We start from the raw sequence: 22,868 nt of genomic DNA, 5'->3' as shown, positions 1-22,868 counted from the left end.
AAGGCGCGCCATCTGCGCATCCGTCAGCCAGAAAAGATCAGACATGTTCTCCGCTCGGTTTTCGAACCGTGAATCACGCCCCTACGCGGAAATCAATGGGTCCTGACCCTAGGAAAGCGAACGGCATCTTATACCGTTCGCCGATCGTTTACATGTCGATCTTCTCGGCGATTGCCAACGCATCTTCGAGCTCGACCCCAAGGTATCGAACCGTGCTGTCTACTTTGGTGTGTCCGAGCAGGAGCTGGACCGCACGAAGGTTGCCGGTCTTTCGATAGATTTGAGCGGCTTTGGCGCGCCTCAGCGAATGCGTGCCGTATCCGCTCGGGTCCAAGCCGATCGCCGACACCCAGTCCTGGACAAGCCGCGCGTACTGCCGGGTCGATACATGCGGTCGATCGTGGATCCTGCTGGGAAACAGAAACACACACCCGACCATCTCGGGAGACGAAACCCAGTTCCAGATGGACTCACGCGTGTTTTCAGAGACCTCGAACTGGACTGGTCGTTGTGTCTTGCTTTGGATGACAGAGACACGATCGCGGACACTGCCCCCAATCACGAATTCGGCGACCTTCAACCGGACGAGATCGCAGCCACGCAACTTGCTGTCGATCGCGAGGTTGAACAGGGCGAGGTCCCTGAGATTCCCCGCCAGTTCGAGGCGGGCGCGCATCGCCCATACCTGCTTTGGGAGCAGCGGGCGTTTCTGGCCCGCAAGCCGCCCTTTGTTCCACGGGCGGCGTTTCGGTTTGACAGCGGGAAGTTGGACTTAGGACATGAGATTTCCTCAATCCGTCCCTCTCGCTCCCGGCGTCGACACTGTGTAGACGGGGTGATTCTAGCCCAGACCGTGAATGGCCGGTTCCGGATTCGAGGTTGCGTTGCATGTTGCTGCATCGCCGCAAGGCGGCAGAGAGCCCTGAACGGTCTTTCAGAACTGGAAATTAACACCTCAGCTACCGTAGCTCGATGCGGCCGATTTTATGCTACAGTAAGCAGGCACAAATTGGAGATTGTTGGCTCGGAGCAACGGAGATGGAACGCAAATTAGCGGCCATTCTGGCCACCGATATAGTCGGTTTCGCGGGATTGGTATCACGAGATGAAAGCGGAACATTAGCTAAGTTGGTTCGACTAGAACGTGAAATCATCGGCATGCAGGTGGAAGCAAACCGCGGTCGTGTTTTTAAGTCTACTGGCGATGGGTTTTTGGCTGAGTTCTCGAGTGTCTTTGAGGCGGTCAATTGTGCAATCAACATTCAAAGAGCGTGCGCGCGCGAAGCACGCCAATCGAATAGTGACGACCCACTCATTTTACGCGTCGGAGTTTCGCTCGGTGATGTTGTTGTGCACGGCGATGATATTCTCGGCGACGGCGTAAATACTGCCGCACGGCTTGAGGCAATAGCGGAACCAGGCGGAATCGCGGTTTCAGGGGAAGTGATGGCGCAAATAGCTGGCAAGATAGATCTTCCGCTGGCGGATTGCGGTCACAAAAGACTCAAGAGAACTGATAGTCCAATACATGTCTACATGACCATTTCAGAACCCGGGAAAGAAGGAGGTTTTCTGGATTTTGATGAAGATGAATTGGCCAAAACCTTAATAACTGGTGGCTGCATCTGTGGGTTGGTCCGATATGAAATAAACGCGCCTGCCATAAGCACAGGGTATTGCCATTGTAGTTGTTGCAGAAAATTTTCTGGCTCAGCAGTTAATGCATGGGCGGCCTTTCCCGCTTCTGCTGTTCGATTTCTCACCGAGGAACCTCGCTACTTCGCAACTACGCCGATAGCAAATCGTGGCTTTTGTGCCAAATGCGGGGCAAGCCTAACTTATAAGCTCGTGAAGCCACGAGAAACGGCCTATCTGGTCCTGCATACTTCGAGCCTCGACCAACCAGAAAACTTTGCTCCCTCGGTCCACTCCGGAATAGAAAGCAAAATGCCTTGGTTTGATATTTTGGATGATTTGCCGCGGACAAGATCTTCAGACTCCAGAGTTTTGCAAGAAGCGTGGTCAAGTGTCGGTCTACCAGACCCTGAGACTTGGGGACCTTTGGCTAAGCCACCTGCAGTATTTTAGTGATGGAGCGATTTCTGCTTTGTCCGTATAGCGGAAGTAGACGATGATCAAACCAAGGTCAGCTATCCGAAGAAGTCGTCCCCACATATTGTCAGTTTGCCGATCCGATCGTTCTTGCTAGGCTGGACGGCGGAGGAACTGGATGCGTTCTCGGATCACGACATTGATGTTTGTCGATATGGTCGGATACTCGCGAATGATGAGCGCCGATCAAGACGCTGCGATCGAGGCGGTTCGTGAGCTGAAGAACAAGCAGCTAGAGCCCGTCCTTTCTGATTTCGGCGGCGAGATTCTCAAACGTATGGGCGATGGCTGGATCATCGCCTTTTCGTCCATCAGTGCGGCTCTAGACAGCGCAATTCAGGTGCAGACGAACCTTTACGATCACCGGAAACTGAAGCTGAGGATCGGGTGTCACCTGGGTGAGATCGTTGAAGATGAAGATGATTTCTACGGTGCCGGTGTGAATATTACGCAGCGTATCCAGACTGAAGCACCGCCGGGAGGTGTGATGGTGTCGGAAGATCTGTTTCGGCAATTGTCCAGCGACCGCGCCAAGCTTCTTAGCGACGCAGGCACGTTCAACCTGAAGAACATTTCGCAACCGGTCAGGCTGTATCAGTGGCGCCCGGCTCCCGGTCTAAAACGGAAGCTGGACGATGTTCCTTCAATCGCAGTGCAGGCCTTCGAATTCGCTCCGATCGATCCAGAAACTGGTGCTGTGGCCGGCGACTTGCGCGACCAGTTGATCGTTCGTGTCTCGCGTCGCAAGGGCGTGTTGATATTCGACGCTTCCGACAAGAACGTGGAAAAGGCGACTTATGACTTGCGCGGACGGTTGCGCATAGCCGGGGGAAGGGGCCGGTTGACTGTGACCTTGACCTCACGGGCAGATGCCCGGCCTGTCTGGTCGCAAACATACGAGGCGCCGACAGAGGATATCTTTGCCTTCTGTGACGAAGTGCTCGAACTGGCGGAGGGTGATCTGCGTCTGCAAACCAATGCATTCGACGGGGATCGCCTGGTCGAAATCCCACTCGAGGATTTGAGTGTCTCGGAACTCAGGGCACGGGCGGCCAACGAATACTACAAAGTGACGATGGAGAGCTGGACGTATGGTCTCGCTCTCATGGAACGTGCGATTTCACTGAATCCGTATGATGCGGTATCGCTTTGCATGCGGGTAGAAGCCCAGATCATGCTGCATGGAGCACGCTACCAAGACCTGCCAGCAGACCTACGACAAATCTATGCCGAGGACCTTAATACGGCGGTCATCCAGTCGCCGCAGAGTGACTACGTGTTCTGGACCCGAGCGTATTTCCGGCTTGCCGTTGATGACGACGTCCCAGGCGCCCGAGCTGATCTGAAGCGAAGTGCAGAAATCAATCCGGCGTATCTCGAGAACTACGAGCTCAGAGGGCAGATCCTCCTTCGAGAGTCCGATTTCGAGGGTGCCGATGCCGCCTTTTCCCGGTTGATCGAACGAGGCGCTCAGAACCCGCTTCAGCCTTACCGGCTGTTCATGAGAGGTGTAGCAAGGTTCTGCGCGGGAGACTTCGAAGGAGCCGCCCAAGATGCTGCCGCGGCTTCTGACCTGCGCCCGAACGAAGCAGGTCACCTGAAACTCCGCGCAATGGCCCTCAATGAAATGCAGATGGGAAAAATGGCCAAAGCTTGCTTGACGGCCGCCCGCAAGCTCTCCCCGGAACCGATGATGACAACCAAGCTGCCAGTTCTGCCGCCCGAGTTTCGCTGGATTTCGGACAAGCTGAAGCCCGGCACCTGATATTTGCGAACAGCAAGAGGGATCTTTTTGGGCGCGCCTCGTCAATGCCCGCTTCGTCCGCAACTCGGACATAGACCCTAGTTTGCTGGACGTCCGGTCTCGGTGAAAGCAGACATCGCACAACGTCGCCCCGATTTCGTCGGCTTGAATGTCTGTTTCTGTCGAAAGCGGTCATTTTTGAAAAACACCCCGAGTTCCGCTATGCGGACAAACCTGCCGACTGGCAGTCGACAGCACGGAAGCGCAAGCATTCGTTTTTCCGAAGGAAGTAAATGTCTGCATTCTGAACCGCATGTTGCGCAATCTTAGAACCGGGTAACCGACCGACACCAACGCCTTGGGCTCACCCTTCTTCAGGGGATGACTGGTGATATTAATAGGCACCGTGCCATTAGTTCCGGAGAACCACTTAACCGAGAAATTAGGCTCAGCCAGGCGTGTACCAGATAGGTGACGTGTAGGCACGTTCTTGCGTCTCCGTCGGTGCATCGTCAGGCAGCGACGCGCCCATTCGGAAAGCATCGTACACCGTCCAGCGCGGGGTCGGGATTTCGATAACCCGGGCGTAATAGAAGGCCGATTGAGAGGGATCAAAGTCAGGATCGGTCCATACCGTTCCCATCTCACCCTGCCCGATCGAGTTCGTCCAGGTGGCACGCTCCACGTCGACGGTGGAACCGATGGAGGGCAATTTGCCGTTTGCGTCCGGCTCCCGATCACCGGCCCAGGCCACGTCATACACCTGTTCGTGTGTCTCGCCGTCGGCATCGAGCCAGCCCTTGACGATCTGAATGCGATCCAAATTTCCGCCGATCGGATCCTTCAGCGCATAGACCATGAAGGTTGGCGCTTCCGAACCTTCGGATGGCGGCGGAAGATCCCCGCCCATCGGAGTGCCCTTGGTATAGCCTGCCGTTGCAGGGGTCCGCGAGGTCAGGTCATCCATCGTGTAATTCCAGCCGCCGAAGAAACGTACCACGATGCGCGATCCCGTCGTTGCATAGACCTCCTTGCGCTCCATCGCATCGAAGATCGCTTCGCGCGTGTTCTCACTCGCCCATACGGCGGCGAGGCCGGATGCGACCATTTCCCAGCCCAAAATTGCCACGTCTCCGAACTGGCCGACTATATGCCCGGGGCGTTCAGGATTGGGCTCGGCCCCGGAATGCTTACCAAAGAAATTATCCTCCTGAGCAGTGGCGAGTGATGTGTGGCTGTCAGTCGATCCAACCATCCCGAACTTGTAGGGGTTGGTGCCGAGCGACGTTTCCAGAAGCAACCCGGTTTTCAACGCCTCACGCGCGTATTCACCGGCAAGCATGTCGTCGGTCTTCAATTCCGACAAGTTCAGGTTGCCCTTGTCCCAGGTTTCGTAATCGGCGAACTCGTCGTTCGGGCTGAGGAAGGGATGTGCCTCTCCATCCCCTTTGATCTGCGTTACTTCGTAGACGGGTTCCCACATTGCACGGGTCTGCGCATACTCTGCATCCAGTTGCCGGCCATCATACTGCGCGGTTTCAGGAAACATAATGCCGTTTGACAGGTTGCCGTTATGTGCGATGGCAAGCACGTCTCCGCGCGTGACATCTTCATAGTTCGCCATCCATTTCCACAAGTCGCGCGGATTGATGGAACCAAGGGGTGCCTCGGTGGTGAACGGATCCATCATGCCAGCCTTTTCGCCTCCGTCGCGGTAAACGACGACGCGATGCATGTTTCCACCCTGGATCAACGAGGTCCATTCATAGCCGATGAAGCTAGTGAAAAGACCGGGTTCGTAAGCTTCTTCTGCGGCCTCAATCTGGCGCTGCCAGACAGAGCGGAAGGGTTTTGATCCTGCCTGGACCGCAAGCACCGGAGAAATCACCTCACCACGCGAATATGCGTCGATGAGTTCCAGAGCGGCTGCCACCCCTTCGTCGCCGCCATTCGCCACCATGGTTGCGATGCGGCTACCCTCAGGATCCGACATGATGGATTGGTCCTGTGCATAGATCATGTCGAAGAGACCCATGTTGTCGGAATGGTCAGCAACCACCAACCAATCGAGCGGCCGTGAAAGCCGCGCCATGAAGCCGGTTGTTGCCTGCACTTCTTGACCCTTGGCAAAGCGATAGGCAGCCCGCGCGTCCAAACGGTTGCCGAAAGCACCTGCATCAAACGAAGTGGACGTATGCAAATGCGTATCCCCCCAGAGAGGCCGGTCGGGTATCCCACGTTGGGCGTAGGGGGAATAGGACTTACCGGGAAAAGCCTTGCTGAGGCTCGAACCGTCGGGCGTCGGCTCGAATGCGAATGCAGCGGCGCCCAGGACCCCAAGTGCCGTTGTCATTGAAAAAAATGATTTCATTGCGAACCTCCCCACACCGGTTTCCGCGGAAATCATATCACGAAACGGCCGCAAATTGATCGACAAAACCGAATTTCTTGGAAACTTCCAGATTGATGCCTGCGTCCAAAGCGGACGTCGGGACCACCTCCTAGGGAAACCGGATGCTGTTTACCCGGGACCTCTTTTGAAGCTTATTCACGTCTGCCTTGGGCTCGTCTCAGTCATCTGAGGCTTTTTTTCAGATGACTGGTGTGCGGACGAAGCTGTCGTTCTCCCATTGACCGGTTTCAGTATCTGGGCTTGAGCAACAGAGATGGCGGGCGCGGTTGCCCTGCAGCAAGAAGCCGAGCGTGATACCGCTGGTAGGCCCAGAGGTCCATGTCGCGAGAGATGAACTCGCTGCCCCTGTCGACGCGGATCGTATCCTCAAAGCTTGCCTTGCACATAGACAAAAACCCGAATGCGTATAATATTTTTCCAGTCCTGGTTTTTTTAACCAGTCGCATAAGGAGGAAGAGCAATGAAGTCTCTCACTGCTTTTTTTTTTGGTTTCCTGCACAGCTTTTTGGGTCATGCAAGCGGGAGACGCCCTGGCCGCAAACTGCGGAACCGACTTTCAGCATGCCTATGAAAAGGGCGTTCGCGATGGTCGGGGCGATGGTTCTCATTTGCGTGAATATGACCCGATGCACCATGGTCGGAAGGTTGCCAGAAAATGGAATGAGCGCGGAAACTGTTATCGCGAGGGTTACGATGTAGGATATCGGAATGCTGCTGCCGATGCGCGAAAAAAGCCCTCGCGACCCTCGCATGAAAACGCTCCCACGCCGGGCTCCAACGAACGGGAATATTACGACGACGGATGCCACGAGGGTACCGGTGACGCACATATGAGCATGAGCATGGCATACGAGCGGCACTCTGACATGTATGACCGCAGGTTCGAGCCTTTTTTCAGGCAAGGCTATGAACACTGCTGGAAGTTGTTCAGGTGATAACTTGACGTAGTGGGGGCAGCCACGCCAGGTTCAATTTCTGGCAGTGGCTGCCGTTTAAATGGACGATAATAGAGGTGGCGACGAAAGCAGCTTTTCTCTCACCAGTGATTCTGGCGCCCGGATTCGTCCTTTAGAATAATGTAAAAACATGCACGCTGCTGCGGCCTGACAACGTATTCAGGGAGGTGCTGTCAGACAGATTCTAACCAGTCTCAGCTTCCCAATAACCACGGGAACTTAGGCGGAACAGAGCTGACGCCACTCGGCGAGAGCGGCGTTGCGGATCAGCTTGAAGTTTTCGCGGGTGTAGAGGAGGCGCTCCTGGTTGAAATGGTTGTAAACGGAGGAATGAACGGCGGCGAACTTCTGCAAACTTCGCATGCGCCGGAAGCGCTGCATGGCCCGTTCTCTTCGTCGGAATGGCAGGTGCGAATTCTCAACCCGATTGTTCAACCAACGGCCTGTATACTGCAGATCGGCCGCTCCAACCTCCCGCAACGCCGCACCGTACGAAGGGAGGCGGTCCGTCACCAGAACTTCCGGCCGATCGTAGCGCCGCATCAATTTTCTGAGGAATTTCAGAGCGGCTCGCTTGTTTCGACGTTTCGTGACCACGGCTTCCAGAACTTCGCCTTCGTGATCAACAGCGCGCCACATGTAGTGACGTTCGCCGATGATCTTCACGAAAACCTCGTCGACATGCCACTGCACTTGCCGCCCGGATCGCAGTCTTTCCGCCCGCCGACGCCGGATTTCTGACGCGAACATCGGACCAAATCTGTTCCACCAGAAACGGATCGTCTCGTGACTTACATCAATTCCGCGCTCGTGCAGCAGATCTTCGACATTCCGCAGCTACAAAGGGAAACGAACGTACATCATGACCGCCAAGCGGATAATTTCCGGGCTGCTATGAAAGTATTTGAATGGATCACACTTGGTCATGGCCGGAGGCTACGAAACCGCCCTGCCCGCCTCAACCAAATTCCTTCTGACAACACCGAGACGGGACTGGGTGGCGGTGCTGTCAGACAGATTCTAACCAGTCTCAGTTTTCCAATAACCACGGGAATTCAGGCGGAACAGAACTGACGCCACTCGGCAAGTGCGGCGGCCCGGTTCGACTTGAAGTTTGGTCTGGAGGAAAGCGTGCGCTCCGAATTGAACAGGTTATAGATCGAGGCATGGACGGCGACGAATTTCTGCAAACTTCGCATCCGCCGGAAGAGAAGCATCGCCCGCTCTCGTCGTCGGAACAGCAGATGTGAATTCTCAGCGCGATTGTTGAGCCAGCGCCCCGTTTCCTGGCGATGGTCGGCACCGATATCTTTCAGGGCAGCGCCGTATGACCGGAGCCGGTCGGTCACGATTACGTCAGGTCGGCCATGCTTCCGCATTGCTTTTCTTAGGAATTTCAATGCCGCTTTCTTATCTCTGGTCTTGGTGACAAAGCTTTCGCGCACCTCGCCCTCGTGATCCACGGTCCGCCACAGATAGTGTCTTTCGCCGTTGATCTTCACGAACATCTCGTCCAGATGCCATCGCCACTGGCTCGCCTTCATCCCCTCGACCCGTCGTTTTCTGATCTCGTTGGCAAACATAGGCCCAAACCTGCGCCACCAAAACCGAACGGCTTCATGGCTCACGTCGATGCCGCGCTCGTGCAGCAGATCTTCCACATTCCGAAGCGACAGTGGGAACCGAACATACAACATCACCGCCAGACGGATGATTTCTGGACTGGTTTTGAAATAGCGAAACGGCGATCGTTGGGTCATGGTGCGACGCTACAAAACCGCCCTTCCCGCCTCAAGGCAGTTTGCTTTGACAGTGCCCAAGCGGATAATTTCCGGGCTGCTATGAAAGTATTTGAATGGATCACACTTGGGCATGGCCAGAGGCTACGAAACCGCCCTGCCCGCCTCAACCAAATTCCTTCTGACAACACCGGCGACCCTGTGTTTGGTGGGCGGCCCGGATCTTTCATGCCTCCCAGCAGGCCAATTCAGTGCGACGGCAACCAAAGCGCCAATTGTGGAAAAACAATAAGCAGAGCGACCAGAAGCAACGAGCAAAAGATAAACGGAAAGGCCGAGGTGTAAATCTCGCGCATGGTGGTTCCCTCAGGAGCCACGCCTTTCATTACGAACAAGAGTAACCCGAAGGGCGGAGTGGTAAAGCTGATCTCGAGTGACAGGAGCATGATCAGCGCGAACCAGATCGGGTCAAACCCAAGCGTTTGTGCAAGGGGAAATAAGATCGGAACGGTCAGGAGCATGATCGAGATCTGCTCCATGAACATTCCAAGCAGCAAGAGCACGGCAAACATTACCAGAAGCATCGGCAAGGGCGAGAGGTCGAAGCTTGTTGCCCAGGTCACGAGCCCCGTGGAAGCGCCTGAAAAGGCCAGAAGCTGGCTGAACGTGGCCGAGCCGAAGACGATGAGATAGGCCATGATCGTGACCCGAAGTGCGCCGATAACCGATTTCTTCATCGCCTCCCATGTCAGGCAGCGAAAGATCGCTGCTAGGATCAGGACACCGAGCGCGCCGAAGGCCGCGGCCTCGGAGGGGGTGACGAAGCCTTTGATCATCAGCGCGATGATGATGACCATGACGCCGACCATCGGGATCACTTCGCGTAGCAGCAAGCCCATTTTGGACAGGAACGACATCGGTTCCACATCATAGGCAGGGGCGGCTGTCGGGTCGATCTGGGTTTGCAGCCAGATCGTTGCGATATAAAACCCAGAAAGGATCAAGCCGGGGATCACGCCCGAGATCAGAAGGGCGGCCACGTCAATCTGTGCCAAGGTCGCCAAAAGCACGGCGAGTGCGGAGGGCGGGATGATAATCGCAAGACCGCCTGTGCCCAGGATCGGACCGATGCTCATGTGCGATTTGTAGCCCCGGCGGCTCATCTCAGGCACCATCAGTGAGCCAAGAAGTGCGGTCGATCCCATAGACGAACCCGAAAGCGTGGAAAACGCTGTGCCGCCCAGAACTGTGACATAGCTAAGACGCCCGGGCAGACGGCCAAGCAGCTTGTCGATTGCGGTGAACATGCGCCCGCCGAGGCCCGTGTGAAAGAAAATCTCGCCCATTAGCAGGAACAACGGAATGGGCATCAGCGCGTATTTGGTGAGCGAGCCGAGTCCGTTGTTCAACAGTTGTGTCACCCCGCGTTCACCGCCCATGAAGACCCACGCGCCGACGATATTTGCGGCCAGAAAGGCCACCGCGATCGGCATGCCGATCGCCATGAGAAACATAATCGTGCCAAGCAGCAGGGCCAGCGCCTCGAACCATTCCATTATTCGTGTATCCCTGCTTCGCCGCTATGCATCAGCTCCGATCCAAAGATGAAGCGCGAGAATTCAATGGCCATCAGTCCGAACGACAGCGGAAACGCGATGGTCAAAAGCCAGCGCGGGAAATAGTAGGCACGGGTATCGAAATCGCCCCGTTCGATATTGGTCATCACCAGTTCGATCCCCTTCCACGTCAGGATCGCGCAAACCAGCACACAGGCCGCGGCGACGGCGCGGCTCAGCAGGTGACGCGGGCCTTCGGGCAAGGCAGCGGTCAGCAATTCGATATGCACGTGGCCTTTTTCGCGGACAAGCCACGGTGCACCGAGCATCGTCATGTAAAGCAGGCCGTATTCAGCCGAGGTAAAGAGCCACGCGAAAGGTTGCAGCCCGAGGTTCCGCATCAAAACGGAGGCAATGACCGACACCATGATCCACACCAGCATGAGACCGGAAATGACCGCCATTCCATAAAGCAGCGCCTTGTACGTTGTGTTGATCATCGCCTGGCTCCGTAAAGACAAGCAGGCCCGCCCGGAGGGCGAGCCTGCAAAGGCGCTTACTTGGCCGCGTCGAGATCGTAGAACAGCTCGATCAGGCGGTCATAGTTGGCTGTGCCACCGGGTTGACCAGCCATGACTTCCTTCATGCGTTCCCATGTCTTTTCACGAGCAGCGGCGAGGTAGTTGGCCTTGGCCTCACCTTCCAGCGAGACAACCTTCATTCCCGACGCCTCGAGCGCGGCAAAGTCTTCGTCGCGCTTGGCGCGCAGCGCTTCGACGCTGTCTTTCTCGTGCTGGATTGCAACATCCTGAAGGATTTTCCGCGCCTCGTCGGACAGCGAATTCCACTTTTCGAGGTTCACGATCACGCCAAGGTCGGTCGAGAAAAAGCACGGCTCGATCCGGTAGTTCAGGAACTCGTTCCACTTGAGATCGATCAGGCCGATCTGGGTCCAGCCGGTAGCATCAACGACACCACGCTGCAGCGCGGAATAGACTTCGCCGGTGGGCAGGTCGATCACCTGCGCGCCCAGGTAGTTGGTGAAGAACGCGTTGTAGACGTTGTTGCCGCGCAGCTTGAGGCCTTCGACTTCAAGGTTGCCATTGGCGTCGAACTTGGGCTCGTCGCGCGTCCAGAGATTGTAGCACACGCCACTGTCGAACCAGCCAAGGTATTTCAGGCCCATCTTCTCTTGGTGGATCTGGTCGATCAGCTCGATGCCGCCATTCATGCGGGTTTCGACCGCTGTCAGGTTCGACGCCACCATGGCATCCTTCTCGGGCAGCGCGCCGCCGTAGAACGAGCCGGGGGTATAGACCATGTCGACGACCCCGTCGCGCACCGCGTCGGGTTGCTGGAACATGCCGATCGCCTCGGGGCCACCGCGCACGTCGATCCGGACCACGCCCTTACCGGCCTCGTTGACCTTGTCGACGAAGCTCAGGAAGCTTTTCGTGTAGATCAGCGTTTCGGGGAAAGCATGCACAGCCGAGAGGGTCTCTTCGGCCTTTAGCGTTCCCGCCACCAGCGTGGCCCCTGCAAGCAGGCTTGCCATGAGTTTCATTTGCATCGTGTCGTCCTCCACTGTTTTGGGGCGTCGGCCCCGTTTGTCTGGCCCTCCCGGGGCCGTGGCTGCCGCTTCGTGCGGCTGTTTTCAATCCACCTCTGTGGGCCATGCCCAAGCGGCGTTTTGACTGCGAAGATTCTTGAACGCAGCGATCGCTGCACCGTGGTTGCGGGTGAGATCGATGTCGTCCCACCCGTTGACAAGTTTCATCGCCCAGCTGTCATCGAGCGAAAAGCGCACCTCGAGCGCATCGAGTGCGACGCTGCGGCTTTCGATATCGATTGCAATATCTTGCGGACCATGTGCCAGCGCGGCTTCGAGTGCGGCATGGCTGTCGTCGTCGACGACTGCGGGCAGTACCCCGTTGTTGATGGCGTTTGCGGCAAAGATATCGCCAAAGCTGGGGGCAATGACCGCGCGGAAACCTGCATCTATGAGGGCGTAGACCGCCGCTTCGCGCGACGATCCGCTGCCAAAATTCCGCCCTGCGACAAGCACGGTAGCGCCGGGATGGATGTTGAGCGGAAAATCCGCGCGCATCGCTCCTGTGGCATCGCGGCGCATGTCATGCAGAAGGTAAGGGCCATAGCCCTCGTCCCGCGGGACCGACATGAAGCGCGCCGGGATCAACTGGTCGGTGTCGATATTCGCGACCGGCAGGCCAAGCGCCGTGCCCTTTAATGTGCGCCACCCCGCCATCAGATGGCCCGCCCCTCTAGAAGCGGGCGCACATCAGTCAGCGTGCCGGTCACGGCGGCTGCAGCGACCATGGCCGGGCTCATAAGGTGGGTGCGCGCGCCACGTCCCTGACGGCCCTTGAAATTGCGGTTCGTGGAGGATGCGCAACGCTTGCCTTGGGCGACCAGATCGCCGTTCATGCCCACGCACATTGAACAGCCTGAGGCGACCCAATCAAGGCCCGCTTCTGTAAAGACGCGGTCAAGGCCCTCGGCCTCGGCCTGAGCCTTGACCTGAGCAGAGCCCGGCGAAATGAGGCCCGGAACCCTCGCTTTGCGACCGCGGAGCACGGCTGCGGCGGCGCGCAGATCTTCGATCCTTCCGTTGGTGCAGGAGCCGATGAACACCTGATCGACCGGCGTGCCTTCCAGCTTGTCACCTGCCTTCAGCCCCATGTAGTCAAGCGCCGCGCGGGCCGCCTCGGCCTTGTCAGACGGCACTTCGGCGGGGTCGGGGATGACGGCGCCAATCGGAAGCGCCTGTTCCGGGCTGGTGCCCCATGTGACGGTTGGCGAGATCTCGGCGGCGTCGAGCGTGACCTCGCGGTCAAAGCGCGCACCCTCGTCACTTGATAGCGAGGCCCAATCAGCACAGGCCGCTTCCCAATCCGCCCCCTTGGGTGCGAAACGGCGCCCGTCCAGATACGCGAACGTCGTCTCGTCCGGCGCCACCATGCCGAAACGCGCGCCGCCTTCGATCGATAGGTTGCACAGGGTCATCCGCCCCTCCATCGAAAGCGCACGAATGGCGCTTCCGGCGTATTCCACGGCATGCCCTTGCGCGCCCCCGGTGCCCAGTTTGGCGATCCACCCAAGCGCGATATCCTTGGCCGTCACACCCGCACCAAGCGTGCCACCAACGGTGATGCGCATCGATTTGGGTTTGCGCTGCCAGACCGTTTGGGTGGCGAGGATATGCGCCACCTCGGTCGCGCCCACACCAAAAGCCAGCGCGCCGAAGGCGCCATGCGTCGACGTATGGCTATCGCCGCAATTGATCAGTAGACCCGGCAGGGTCAGCCCCTCTTCGGGGCCCACCACATGCACGATGCCCTGATGCGGATCATCCAGATCATAGAGCCGCACCCCATGGGTGGCGGCATTGCTGCGCAGCGTGTCGATCATGCGGGCGATCTGGGGGTCGGTGATGCGCGACCGGCCCCGCGTGGGCGCATAGTGATCAACCACGGCGAAGGTTAACGACGGTTCGGCCACCGATAGGCCGCGTTCGCGGATCTTGGCAAAGGCATGGTGCGAGCCTTCGTGCACCAGATGCCGATCGACCCAAAGCAGGGAAACGCCATCGTCGCGCTGCAACACCTCATGCGCGGCCCAAAGCTTGTCGAGCATGGTTTGCGGGGAACGCATCAGCGCTCTCCCTTGCTCAGGCCAATGGCAGGCTCCCAGTGACGTGCCGTGCCCTGACCGACGCGTGTCAGTGGCATTTCAAGGCTAAACATATCGGGGCGGTAAAGCCCCGAGAGGTATTCAACGCCGTTGCCCTCCACGTCGCGCACGACCCGGCGCAGTGACAACAGGGCTGATCCCACAGCCACGTCCAGCGCCTCGGCCACATCGGGACCGGCGAGGGTCGCGCTAACCGATTGATGCGCCTCCTTGATCTGCACGCCGCTGCGTTCGAGCAGCTTGAACAGCGGTGTGGTCGCAAGGTCGTTCTCGGAATAGTTCTGGGCGATCCGGGCAGGAACATAGGTCGTCAGGTGGGAAAAAGGCACGTCCCCCGCCAGCCGCACACGCGTGGCGATCTGGACCTTGCTGTCGCCGTTCAACCCCATCGCCGAGGCCACGAAATCGGGCGCGCTGCCATAGGAAAACGACAATAGCCGTGCCGTGGTCTGCTGGCCCATCTCGACAAGTTGCGGCATCAGCGTGTTGAAATCCATCGCGGCGCGTTGGCCGCTGGCGTGGCGCGCACGTACCTTGGTGCCGCTTCCGGCGCGTCGCTCGATCAACCCGCTCTGGGCCAAGGCATTGAGCGCGCGGCGCACCGTCACGCGGCTGACCCCGAAGGATTCGGCAAGCTTCTGTTCGCCAGGCAGGCTTTCGCCGTCGCGCAGATTGCCGCCGGTAATCTTATCGCGTAGCGACAGATAGACGTGTCGGGCCTTCACCCCTTCCGGCAGTATCTGAACGGTTTCGGCCTGCACTTGTGATTCCCCCAACTCTGCGCCGTAGAAGGTAAATGTGTTCCCTTCAAAAGCAAGTATTAGTATTCTAGATGTGCAAAATTTCTTTCTGGAAAGATACAATATATGTATTACATATAATACAGGTTACCCGGGGAGAAGGTCATGCCAATTGTCGAACTTCATGTTTTGGAAGGTTATGATGCTAAAGAGAAGCAGCGCCTTGGGCAGGCCCTGACGGACGCGGTGCGCTTCGTCGTGCCCGCCGCGTCCGACCTTGTGACGGTGATGATCCACGACATGCCGCCAGACAATTATTATCGCGGTCGCGCAACGCGCAGCCCCGCACCGGCTCGGCCCGATCCCGCGCGAGTCGTCAAGGATTACCTTGCCGCAATGGAAGCGCGCGACTTGGAAAAGGCGCGCTCCTTTCTCGGCGACGGCTTTGCCATGACCTTCCCGGGCACCGCGCCCATGCGCAAGCTTGACGAGCTGATCGAATGGTCCAAACCGCGCTACAGGTCTGTCACCAAAGCCTATGACGGTTTTGACGCGATGCAGAGCGCGGGTGACGCAGCCATCGTCTATTGCTGCGGCACGTTGCGGGGCGAATACCACGACGGCGGCACCTTTGACGGCATCCGCTTTGTCGACCGGTTCGAAATCACCGGCGGCAAGATCACCAAGCAGGATGTATGGAACGACATGGCCGAAGTGAGGGCGAAGTCATGAGCGAGATCGACCCCATTACCCTGTCGGTTCTTGCCGGCCGGATGGAACAGATCGCGGACGAAATGGACGCGACGCTTTTCCGCGCCGCCTTCAACCCGATCATCGCCGAGGCGCATGATGCCAGCCACGGGCTTTATCACGCCGCGTCGGGCGATACGCTGGTGCAGGGCAAATCCGGCCTGCCGATTTTCGTGGGCGTGATGTCATTTGCCGTGAAAGCCGTGATCGAAAAGGCCGCCAGGGACGGCGATCTTGAAGATGGCGATATCTATATCTTCAACGATGCCCATATCGGCGGCACGCACCTCAGCGACATGCGTCTGGTCCGGCCCTATTTTCGTAATGGTAAACTGTTTTGCTATCTTGCCTCGGTCGGTCACTGGCATGACGTGGGCGGCGCGGTGCCGGGCAACTACAACCCGGCAGCGACGGATGTGTTTCAAGAGGCCTTCAACCTGCCGCCCGTGAAACTGGCTCGCAAGGGTGAGATCAACCAGGACATCATCGACATCCTGTTGCGCAACACCCGCCTGCCGCAATCGGCCATGGGCGATCTGAACGGCCAGCTTGGCGCGCTGGATCTGGGCGTCAAGCGGATGGACGAGTTGCTGGATGAATATGGCAGCGAAACGATCACCGCCGCGCTGGACGCTCTTGGCCATCGTGCCGAGGCGCTGATGCGGTCTGAACTGACCGATCTCCCCAATGGTCGGTGGGAGGCCGAGGATTATCTCGACAACGACGGGATCACCGACGAACCGCTGAAGATCAAGATCGCGCTGGAGATCAAAGACGATCAGATGATGCTGGATTTCACGGGGTCATCGCCGCAATGCGCAGGCCCGGTGAATATTGCCCTGCCAACGACCGTGGCAACCGCCTATGTCGCGATCAAGCATGTGTTTCCGGCCCTGCCTGCCAATGCTGGCGTGATGCGTCCCATCGAAGTGTTCGTGCCCGAAGGCAGCCTTTTGGCGGCGCAATTCCCGGCCCCCACCGGTGGCTATACCGAAACCATCCTGCGCATGATCGACGTGGTCTTTTCCGCCTTTGCGCAGGCCGCGCCCGACCGGGTTGTCGCCAATGCCTATGGCACGATCAATGCGCTCTCCATCGCGGGCAAGCGCAAGAACGGGCAGCCTTGGGTGATGTTCTCATTCTATGGCGGCGGTCATGGCGGCTCGATCGAGACGGACGGGCTCAACCATGGCAACGCGCCGATTTCCACCGCGACGATTCCGCCGATGGAAATCCTGGAGGCCGCCTATCCGGTGATGTTCCGCAAATGGGCGCTTAGGCCCGACAGCGCAGGCACAGGCACGCATCGCGGCGGTCTGGGCGCGGTCTACGAGATCGAAGTGCTGGAGGAAAACGGCGCCGAGGCGTTCCTGTTCGGCGAACGCGGGCGGTTTGCCCCCAAGGGGATCGCGGGCGGCGGCGACGCGGCGCTGAACGCGTTCCAGTATGAGCAGGACGACGGCTGGCACAGCCCGCCGCTGGCCTCGAAGATGCGGGGGATCAGGCTCAAGGCCGGGCAGGCCGTGCGGCTGGAAACACCGGGTGGCGGTGGGTATGGCGCGGCGTCCGAACGCCCGCCTGCTGCCGTGGCCCGCGACGTGGCGCGCGGGCTGGTCAGCGCGGCCCAGGCGGTTGCGACTTATGGCACGAAATGGCGGGAGTACACGGCATGAGCAACCGCATGATCGGTGTCGATGTCGGCGGCACATTCACGGATGTCTTTGTTCTGAACGAGACCGAAGGCACTGCCAGTGTCGCCAAGGTTCCGACAACACGGCCTGACCAGTCGGGCGGCTTTCTCGATGGGATCAGGCGCGAGGTTCAGGACCTGTCGGAGATCTCCGTGGTGGTGCACGGCACGACGGCAGGCACCAATGCACTGCTGGAACGCAAGGGCGCGATAACCGGGGTAATATGCACCGAGGGCCTGCGCGACGTGTTGGAAATGCGCCGCCGCGACAGGCCGCGCACATGGGGCCTGCGAGGCGATTTCGAACCGGTGGTGGACCGCCGCAACCGGCTGGAAGTGCCCGAGCGCACGCTGGCCGACGGCACGATCCGCACGCCCGTGGACCTTGACGCCGTGCGCGCCGCCGCCAAGGTGTTGCAGGATCAGGGCTGCGAAGGCGTGGCGGTCCTGTTTGCCAATTCCTATGCCAACACCGCCAACGAAGACGCAGCCGTCGCCGCGCTGCGCGAGGTCTGGCACAACGAGCATGTCTCGGCCTCGTCCGAGATCCTGCCCGAGATCCGCGAATTCGAACGCTTCTCGACCACCGCGCTCAATGCCTATTTGCAGCCCGAGGTGTCGGGCTATCTGAGACGGCTGGAAAACGCCCTCAAGGCGGGCGGGTTCGATGGCGAGTTCATGATCGTGCAGTCGAATGGCGGCGTCATGGCGGTGGATACCGCTTGCCGTCTGCCGGTGCGCACGGCGCTGTCCGGCCCCGCGGCGGGGGTGATCGCGGCGGGCTATATTGCCGGCTCGGCGGGGTTCGAGAATGTCATCACCGGCGACATGGGCGGGACCAGCTTTGATGTCTCGCTGATCGCAGGGGGGCAGTCGATGCTGTCGCCGCAGACCTCGATCGATTTCGGCATGGTGGTGCGCAATCCGATGATCGAGATCACCACCATCGGCGCGGGCGGCGGCTCCATCGCCTGGGTGGACAAGGGCGGGCTGTTGAACATCGGCCCGGAAAGCGCGGGCAGCAATCCGGGGCCGGTGGCCTATGGCCTCGGGAATACCCGCCCGACCGTGACCGACGCCAACGTGGTGCTGGGCCGGATCGATCCGGACAACCCCATCGGCGGCAAGCTGGAACGGCTGGATGTGGACGCGGCAGGCAGCGCGATAGACGAGCATGTGGGCGGTCCGCTGGGCCTCTCCACGGTTCAGGCCGCCGAGGCGATCCTCAAGGTTGCCAACAGCCGTATGGCGGGCGCTATCCGCCTTGTCAGTATCGAGCGCGGCTATGACCCCAAGCGGTTTGCCTTCATGCCGTTCGGAGGTGGCGGCGCGCTGCATGCGGGGGCGATGCTGGCCGAGGTGGGCATCGCGCGTGCCATCGTGCCGCGCTATCCTGGTGTCACATCGGCCATGGGCTGCGTGATTGCGGACATGCGGCAGGATTTCGTGCAGACGATCAATTCTCTGGTCGGCACTCTGGATGAGGCGGCCTTGGGCGACTTCATGCAGGATCACGCCAATCACGGCATGGCGCTCTTGGATGCAGCGCGCACCAGTTTCGAGGCCCGCCAACTGAGTTTCGAGCTGGACATGGCCTATGTCGGGCAAACCCATACCGTGTCGGTGCCGCTGAATGTGAAAGCGCAGGGCGGCAAGGTGACCCCGCCAACACGCGCCGAGATTGAAGAGGCGTTTGACGCCGCTTATCGCGCCACCTTCGGCCGGCTGTTGCAAAACGGTGTCAGGCGCATCCTGAACCTGCGCAGCGCGGTGACAGGCATTCGCCCCAAATTCGACCTGAGCGCCTTGGCCCCGTCCGGCGATGGCGCGTCCGAGCCGATTGCCCAGCGTCGGGTGCATTTCGCCGACAGCTGGCATGACACGGCGATCTATGACCGCCTGGCCCTTCCGGTGGGAACCGTCATCAAGGGGCCTGCGATCCTGACGCAGCCCGATACGACGGTTCTGATCGAACCTGACTTGCAAGGTCGTGTCGATCCGTTTGGCAATACCATCATCGAGCCTCGGGAGGACGCATCATGAGCAATCCAGCAACATGGGACATTGCGCGCACGGCGCTTCTGACGATTGATTTGCAGAACGATTTCATCCACCCCAAGGGCGCCTATCGCCGGGCCGGGCAAGGCGCGGACAGCATCGCCGCCCTGCCAGACCGCATCGCCCCGCTGGCGCGGGCCATTCAGGCCAGGGGCGGGCGGTATTTCTCGGCCCAGTTCACACTGGTGCCGGACAAGGATGGCGAACCTCTGATTGCGCCGCATCTCAAAGAGCTGCGCCCGTTCCTCGGCAAAGGCGATTTCGCCCCCGGCAGTTTCGGGCACACGCTCGTGGACATACTCCAGCCCGCGGATTTCGTGATCGAGAAGGTCGCCTATTCCGCCTTTTACCAGACAAGGCTGGAATACCTGATGCGCGCGGTGGGGATCGAGCATTTGATCGTCGGCGGCATCGTCACCAATGGCGGTGTCGCCTCGACGCTGCGTGACGCGCATCTGCGCAACATCGAAACCGTCATGCTGACCGATGGCTGCGCCGCGTTCCGGCAAGAGGTGCATGATGCTACGCGGTTGTCGTTGGGAACGGTCACCCATCAGATGAGCTGTGCCGAGGCGCTGAGCCTGATCGAGGCTGCGTCATGAGCCTACGCGCACGTCTTCAGAAAAAGGAAATCTTGGCCGCTCCCGGTGTCTATGACGGGCTGACGGCCTCGCTCGCCGAAGCGGCAGGATTCGAGGCGCTTTATCTCAGTGGCGCGGCCGTGGCCTATACCCGGCTGGGCCGGCCAGACATTGGCCTGACCACCGCGTCCGAGATGGCCGATACCATGACGCTGATCGCCGACCGCACATCATTGCCGGTGATCATCGACGCCGATACGGGCTTTGGCAACGCGCTCAACGCCCAGCGCACCATGCGGCTTTATGAACGCGCCGGCGCCTCGGCCCTGCAGGTGGAGGACCAGACCTATCCCAAACGCTGCGGCCATCTGGCGGACAAGTCGTTGATCCCGGCCACGGAAATGGTGGGCAAGATTGCCGCGATGGCCGATGCGCGCGCTTCGCAAGAAACGCTGATCATCGCCCGCACCGATGCGGTTGCCGTTGAAGGTTTTGCCGCCGCCGAAGACCGGGCCGAGGCCTATCTTGAAGCGGGTGCCGACGTACTCTTTATCGAGGCTCCGCAAACCCGCACCCAGTTGGAACAGGTCGCGACGCGCTTTGCGGAGCGCGTGCCGCTGCTGGCCAATATGGTCGAAGGTGGCGCCACCCCGATCACCAACGCGGCTGACCTTGAAAACCTCGGCTTTTCCATCGTCATCTTTCCCGGCGGGATCGTTCGCGCGCTGGCACGCACCGCGCAGGACTATTACCAGAGCCTTTTCAGCAACGGTTCGAACAAGCCGTTTGCCGACCGGATGTTCGATTTCGGCGGGCTGAACGACGTGCTCGGGACCGCGGAAATGCTCAAAAAGGGTGCACTCTATGACGGCGCCGACAGTTGAAACTCCCCCGGCGGGCTATGACCTTGAGGTCGAAACGCTCATCATCGGTGCAGGTGCCTGCGGGTTGATTGCGGCGCTATCGGCACAAGAAGTCGGACAAGAGGTTCTGGTGATCGAGGCCGATGAGGTTCCCTCCGGGTCCACTGCGTTGTCGGCGGGCCTGATTCCGGCGGCGGGCACGGCGTTGCAACACGAGGCGGGTATCGAGGACAGCCCCGCCCGGCTCTCCGCCGATATTCAAGCCAAGGCTCATGGTGAGAACGACCAGGCGCTGGTCGATCTTCTGGCGCAGAATGCCGCCCCAGTGATCGACTGGCTGACACAGGTGCATGGTCTGCCGTTCTCTGTGGTCGATGATTTCGACTACCCCGGCCACTCGGTCCGCCGCATGCACGGACTGCCGACGCGCTCCGGGGCTGAACTGATCGACGCGCTGCGCAGCACCGCAGAACGCGCGGGCATCGACATTGTCTGCGAACGCCGCGCCGAGACGCTGTTCTTTGAGGATGGTCTGGTTCACGGGATCGCCGCGCGCCGCCCCGATGGCAGTGTGGAAACCATTGGCTGCAAGCGCCTGATCCTTGCCTGCAACGGCTATGGCGGCAACCGTGAACTGGTCGCGCGCTATATGCCCGAGATCGAGGCGGGGCTGTGGTTCGGCCATGACGGCAACCGGGGCGAGGCGGTGCTTTGGGGTGACAAGATCGGGGCAGCGACCGAGCATCTTGGTGCCTATCAAGGCCATGGCAATGTCGCCCATCCTCATGGCATCCTCATCACCTGGGCCACGATCACCGAAGGTGGGGTGCAAGTGAACCGCGAAGGCAACCGCTTCTGGAACGAGGCACAGGGCTATTCCGAGGCCGCCCGTGCCGTGCTGTCGCAACCCGGCGGCGAGGCCGTCGCCATCTTCGATGCCCGGATCGCCGACGTCGCGCGGCAATTCGAAGATTTTAAACGTGCCGAAGCACAAGGTGCGATCAAGAGCGCCGACACGCTGAGCGGGTTGGCCATTGCGCTTGGGCTTCCTGCCGATGCGCTTGTCAGAACCATCGCAAGCATTCCGTTGGGCGGCACGGATGGTTTCGGTCGCAGCTTCGGCGCAACCGGCCTTGCTCCGCCCTATTGCGGCGTGCGAGTGACAGGGGCGCTTTTTCATACACAGGGTGGCCTGCGTGTGGACGAAATGGCGCGTGTTCTCACCCGCGAGGGTGTGCCGATTGCAAATCTCTACGCCGGCGGCGGGGCAGCCTGCGGTGTGTCGGGCCGCGGGGACAGCGGCTATCTTTCCGGAAACGGCTTACTGGCCGCGGCCGTCCTGGGGCGCATCGCCGGAACCCCCGCGATAACCCAAAGGACAAGCACCTCGCCTTCGTGATAAACAGCGCGCCACATGTAGTGACGTTCGCCGTTGATCTTCACGAAAACCTAGTCGACATGCCACTGCCATTGCCGCCCGGATCGCAGTCTTTCCGCCCGCCGACGCCGGATTTCTGACGCGAACATCGGACCAAATCTGTTCCACCAGAAACGGATCGTCTCGTGACTTACATCAATTCCGCGCTCGTGCAGCAGATCTTCGACATTCCGCAGCTACAAAGGGAAACGAACGTACATCATGACCGCCAAGCGGATAATTTCCGGGCTGCTATGAAAGTATTTGAATGGATCACACCTGGTCATGGCCGGAGGCTACGAAACCGCCCTGCCCGCCTCAACCAAATTCCTTCTGACAACACCTTTCGAGGACGATCAGTAGTCTTTATGCCATAATTGAGCCTCGAATGCGGGTTGTCCGAGGAGGAGGAGAGCAATGCACAATCAACTAAACGAGCACCGTCGGATGCTGTTTCAAGCGTACCGCAGGTTTCTTGCAGCAGATCGCGCGTGGCAAGTCGCGCAGTCTGCGGCACTGGCATGATTACCAGCCGGCA

At 59.4% G+C, this 22,868-nt stretch carries 18 protein-coding genes and 2 pseudogenes; 8 read left to right on the top strand and 12 right to left on the bottom strand.

The features are described from left to right. Positions 1-148: 148 nt before the first annotated feature. On the bottom strand, positions 149-676 hold the full coding sequence (locus AC2FME_RS06215) for a tyrosine-type recombinase/integrase (protein ID WP_496799924.1): 528 nt from the start codon (positions 674-676) through the stop codon (positions 149-151). 362 nt (positions 677-1,038) lie between these two features. Here AC2FME_RS06215 and AC2FME_RS06210 point away from each other — a divergent pair, with 362 nt between their 5' ends. Next, a complete protein-coding gene (locus AC2FME_RS06210) occupies positions 1,039-2,088 on the top strand; it encodes a GFA family protein (protein ID WP_176432488.1) in 1,050 nt (349 codons plus the stop codon). Positions 2,089-2,230: 142 nt separating this feature from the next. Next, positions 2,231-3,877: an adenylate/guanylate cyclase domain-containing protein gene (locus tag AC2FME_RS06205; protein ID WP_093964034.1), complete on the top strand. Its 1,647-nt coding sequence runs from the start codon at positions 2,231-2,233 to the stop codon at positions 3,875-3,877. Positions 3,878-4,304: 427 nt separating this feature from the next. On the opposite strand, the gene AC2FME_RS06200 is transcribed toward AC2FME_RS06205, so the two are convergent. The 10 genes and pseudogenes from AC2FME_RS06200 to AC2FME_RS06155 form a co-directional block, all read right to left on the bottom strand. Beyond that, the gene (locus tag AC2FME_RS06200; protein WP_496799923.1) at positions 4,305-6,227 is read right to left on the bottom strand and encodes a DUF3604 domain-containing protein; all 1,923 of its coding nucleotides are present in this window, start codon (positions 6,225-6,227) and stop codon (positions 4,305-4,307) included. 512 nt (positions 6,228-6,739) lie between these two features. Further along, positions 6,740-7,021 carry a hypothetical protein gene (locus AC2FME_RS06195; RefSeq protein ID WP_496799922.1) on the bottom strand — a complete coding sequence of 94 codons (282 nt, stop codon included), beginning with the start codon at positions 7,019-7,021 and terminating at the stop codon, positions 6,740-6,742. A gap of 423 nt (positions 7,022-7,444) precedes the next feature. After that, positions 7,445-8,152: pseudogene (locus AC2FME_RS06190) on the bottom strand (IS6 family transposase). Between the two features lie 128 nt (positions 8,153-8,280). Next, positions 8,281-8,985: an IS6 family transposase gene (locus tag AC2FME_RS06185; RefSeq protein WP_496799921.1), complete on the bottom strand. Its 705-nt coding sequence runs from the start codon at positions 8,983-8,985 to the stop codon at positions 8,281-8,283. 227 nt (positions 8,986-9,212) lie between these two features. Then, positions 9,213-10,520, bottom strand: coding sequence for a TRAP transporter large permease (locus tag AC2FME_RS06180; protein WP_496684000.1), 1,308 nt, complete (start codon positions 10,518-10,520; stop codon positions 9,213-9,215). Continuing rightward, positions 10,520-11,020, bottom strand: a complete 501-nt coding sequence (locus AC2FME_RS06175) for a TRAP transporter small permease (protein ID WP_496713218.1) — start codon at positions 11,018-11,020, stop codon at positions 10,520-10,522. The genes AC2FME_RS06180 and AC2FME_RS06175 overlap by 1 nt, the downstream gene beginning before the upstream one ends. 56 nt (positions 11,021-11,076) lie before the next feature. After that, a complete protein-coding gene (gene dctP, locus AC2FME_RS06170; RefSeq protein WP_496684006.1) occupies positions 11,077-12,084 on the bottom strand; it encodes a TRAP transporter substrate-binding protein DctP in 1,008 nt (335 codons plus the stop codon). Positions 12,085-12,174: 90 nt separating this feature from the next. After that, positions 12,175-12,786 (bottom strand): 3-isopropylmalate dehydratase small subunit, encoded by a 612-nt coding sequence (gene leuD, locus AC2FME_RS06165; protein ID WP_496683995.1) that lies wholly within the window; start codon positions 12,784-12,786, stop codon positions 12,175-12,177. After that, a complete protein-coding gene (leuC, locus tag AC2FME_RS06160; protein WP_496683992.1) occupies positions 12,786-14,192 on the bottom strand; it encodes a 3-isopropylmalate dehydratase large subunit in 1,407 nt (468 codons plus the stop codon). The genes leuD and leuC overlap by 1 nt, the downstream gene beginning before the upstream one ends. Beyond that, positions 14,192-15,007, bottom strand: a complete 816-nt coding sequence (locus tag AC2FME_RS06155; RefSeq protein ID WP_496799920.1) for a GntR family transcriptional regulator — start codon at positions 15,005-15,007, stop codon at positions 14,192-14,194. Before AC2FME_RS06155 ends, leuC begins: the two co-directional genes overlap by 1 nt. Positions 15,008-15,136: 129 nt before the next feature. Here AC2FME_RS06155 and AC2FME_RS06150 point away from each other — a divergent pair, with 129 nt between their 5' ends. Genes AC2FME_RS06150 through AC2FME_RS06125 form a run of 6 tightly spaced genes read left to right on the top strand, consistent with a single transcriptional unit; the run spans position 15,137 to position 22,312 of the window. Beyond that, positions 15,137-15,703, top strand: a complete 567-nt coding sequence (locus AC2FME_RS06150) for a nuclear transport factor 2 family protein (RefSeq protein WP_496799919.1) — start codon at positions 15,137-15,139, stop codon at positions 15,701-15,703. Continuing rightward, a complete protein-coding gene (locus AC2FME_RS06145; RefSeq protein WP_496799918.1) occupies positions 15,700-17,394 on the top strand; it encodes a hydantoinase B/oxoprolinase family protein in 1,695 nt (564 codons plus the stop codon). The genes AC2FME_RS06150 and AC2FME_RS06145 overlap by 4 nt, the downstream gene beginning before the upstream one ends. Continuing rightward, positions 17,391-19,454, top strand: coding sequence for a hydantoinase/oxoprolinase family protein (locus AC2FME_RS06140; protein ID WP_496713214.1), 2,064 nt, complete (start codon positions 17,391-17,393; stop codon positions 19,452-19,454). The genes AC2FME_RS06145 and AC2FME_RS06140 overlap by 4 nt, the downstream gene beginning before the upstream one ends. Beyond that, positions 19,451-20,071, top strand: coding sequence for a cysteine hydrolase family protein (locus tag AC2FME_RS06135; RefSeq protein ID WP_496683982.1), 621 nt, complete (start codon positions 19,451-19,453; stop codon positions 20,069-20,071). The genes AC2FME_RS06140 and AC2FME_RS06135 overlap by 4 nt, the downstream gene beginning before the upstream one ends. Beyond that, the gene (locus AC2FME_RS06130; RefSeq protein WP_496683980.1) at positions 20,068-20,934 is read left to right on the top strand and encodes an isocitrate lyase/PEP mutase family protein; all 867 of its coding nucleotides are present in this window, start codon (positions 20,068-20,070) and stop codon (positions 20,932-20,934) included. Before AC2FME_RS06135 ends, AC2FME_RS06130 begins: the two co-directional genes overlap by 4 nt. Beyond that, entirely contained in the window at positions 20,915-22,312 is a 1,398-nt protein-coding gene (locus AC2FME_RS06125; protein WP_496683977.1) for an FAD-dependent oxidoreductase, read from the top strand. The genes AC2FME_RS06130 and AC2FME_RS06125 overlap by 20 nt, the downstream gene beginning before the upstream one ends. Here the strand turns inward: AC2FME_RS06125 and AC2FME_RS06120 are convergent. After that, positions 22,282-22,617, bottom strand: a pseudogene (locus AC2FME_RS06120) (DDE-type integrase/transposase/recombinase); the annotation flags it as partial. The gene AC2FME_RS06125 and the pseudogene AC2FME_RS06120 overlap by 31 nt on opposite strands. Positions 22,618-22,868: the final 251 nt, after the last annotated feature.

The sequence above is a fragment of the Ruegeria sp. BHSC026 genome, assembly GCF_059613065.1.
The sequence above is the reverse complement of the archived record's forward strand: the minus strand, read 5'-3'. Positions and strand labels throughout refer to the sequence as shown.